At 65.2% G+C, this 2,116-nt stretch carries 3 protein-coding genes; all 3 read right to left on the bottom strand.

Translation table 11 applies throughout. The features are described 5' to 3' along the window. A partial coding sequence (tnpC, locus tag B7Z76_RS15975) for an IS66 family transposase (protein ID WP_291345233.1) occupies window positions 1-915 on the bottom strand: 915 nt, incomplete at its 3' end. A 57-nt stretch (window positions 916-972) separates the two neighbouring features. Further along, a complete protein-coding gene (gene tnpB, locus B7Z76_RS15970; protein WP_174502219.1) occupies window positions 973-1,320 on the bottom strand; it encodes an IS66 family insertion sequence element accessory protein TnpB in 348 nt (115 codons plus the stop codon). Then, window positions 1,317-1,784, bottom strand: coding sequence for an IS66-like element accessory protein TnpA (gene tnpA / locus B7Z76_RS15965; protein WP_291345232.1), 468 nt, complete (start codon window positions 1,782-1,784; stop codon window positions 1,317-1,319). The genes tnpB and tnpA overlap by 4 nt, the downstream gene beginning before the upstream one ends. Window positions 1,785-2,116: the final 332 nt, after the last annotated feature.

Below are 2,116 nucleotides of genomic sequence, written 5' to 3'. Positions count from 1 at the left end.
CGCAGCCGGGCGCTCGCCCTTGCGATCGGTCGCATAGACGAAGGCAACCGCCGGCGGCGCCGGCCCACACCACGGGCGGTCATCGACCGCGTAGCACCATAATCGGTCGGTCTTCGTCTGCCCGCGCCCCGGATCCAGCACCGGCAGCGTGGTGTCGTCGGCGAATATCTTCTCCTGGGCCATCACATGCGAGAGGATCCGATCGTAGAGCGGCCGCAGCCACCAGCACGCCCGGCCGACCCAGTCGCCCAGCGTCGAACGATCGAGCCGGATCCCGTGTCGCTCGTAGATCTGTGCCTGGCGATACAGCGGCAGATGATCGGCGAACTTGCTGACCAGCACATGCGCCACCAGCGCCTCGCTTGCCATGCCGCCATCGATCGGCCTTGGCGGTGCCGGTGCCTGCACGGGCGGCCCGTCGCAGGACGCACAGGCATAGCGTGGCCGGCGGATCACCTTCACCCGGAACGACGCCGGCACAAAGTCCAGCATCCGGCTCACCGTCTCCCCCATCTGATGCAGCGCGCTGCCGCAGCAGGCACATTGCTTCTCCTCGAGATCGACCACGACCTCGATCTGCGGCAGGCTGTCCGGCAACGCCCCGAGATTGCGCTGCCGCCGCTTGCGTTCACGTGTCTGCCCATCCGCCGTGCCAGCTTGCGCCGCTTCGTCTCCCGCAGCCTTCGCCTGTTCGAGATCTTCCAGCGCCAGGGCCAGCTGGTCCGGATCCATTTGTTCAGAGCGTTGGCCAAAGCGATGCCGCTGCAGCTTCGCGATCAGCAGGTGAAGCTTGTCGATCTCTGCGCGCAGATCGTCATTGACGCTGCGCAGGCCGGCTTTCTCATGCTCCGCGTGGCTCACCAGGTCGCGCAGGATGCCCGGGTCGTCGGGAAGGGCGGCAAGATCGATCGGCACGGTCAAACTATCGCGAGCAACCAGGCAGGATGCCAATGACTCTCGCGTGAGCGGGGCCTATCCCGCCAGCGTCGGACGCAGGCTTTGCACCGGAGCCCGCCACTCGCAGCCTTCGAGAAGCATGGCAAGCTGCGCCGGGCTCAGCGACATCAGCGTCGTCCCGCTCTGCGGCCAGGCGAATGCACCCCGCTCCAGCCGCCTCGTCAGCAGGCACAACCCGACACCGTCGTGCCAGAGCAGCTTGATCTGTCCAGCCCGCCGGCCGCGGAATGCGTAGACAGCACCGTCAAACGGGTTCCCGCCAAAGACCTGCTGGACCAGCATCGCCAGTCCGTCGAGCCCCTTGCGCATGTCCGTCCGGCCGCAGGCAAGATAGACCCGGACACCCGCGCCGGGTGCGATCATCCGCCCCTCAGCACCGCCAGCACCCGGCTCAACGCCAACTGGTCCACCTCGGTGCCGACACGCAATACCACCCCGTCCGGCAGCGTAATCTCGATCGTCTCCATCGCCGTCGGCGCTGCCGCCAAGCCCAACGCCGGCGCAGTCCCGCTTACCACCGCCCGCGCAAAGCCCGGCACCAGCGGCGCCGCTTCAATCAGATCGCCATCCCGATATTGCCGGCGCCACGTGCTCAGTTGCCCGCTGCTGATCTCGTGCTGACGGCACAACGCCGAAACCATCACGCCGGGCGCCAGGCTCGCCTCCACAATCGCCCGCTTCACCGACCTCGACCACCGCCGGCGCGCCCCGCGCGTGATCACCTCAACCCGCTCCTTCGAAGCACTCCTATGAGGGCTCGTACGAGCCGCTCCTATCGCCTCAACCCGATCCGCTTCAAAAATCTCAGAAATGCCGACGTCGCTCATGCCCACAAACATCGGGCCCAGCCTGCGTCACAACAACATTGCCGATCCGACAGCGCTTACGAAGGGCGGAATGGCGCGGCGGTTGGGCATGGGCGAGATCACCGGCCTGGTGCCTTGGCGGGTGAGGAAGGTGCTAGAGCATCATCCGATCAGATGGAATCACCTGATCGGATAAAGATGCTCGACTTATCGATATGATAGAGCACTACATCCGATCCAACCGGATCGGAAAGTGCTCTAGGTTCTGTACCTATTGCCATGACTACGGGGCGTCTGATTCAAGTCTGTTCGGAGGACTTGGAGCATGGCGGAACTTTTCTGGCTGAACGACA

Source organism: Acidiphilium sp. 20-67-58 (assembly GCF_002255515.1).
Taxonomy (GTDB): domain Bacteria; phylum Pseudomonadota; class Alphaproteobacteria; order Acetobacterales; family Acetobacteraceae; genus Acidiphilium.
The sequence above is the reverse complement of the archived record's forward strand: the minus strand, read 5'-3'. Positions and strand labels throughout refer to the sequence as shown.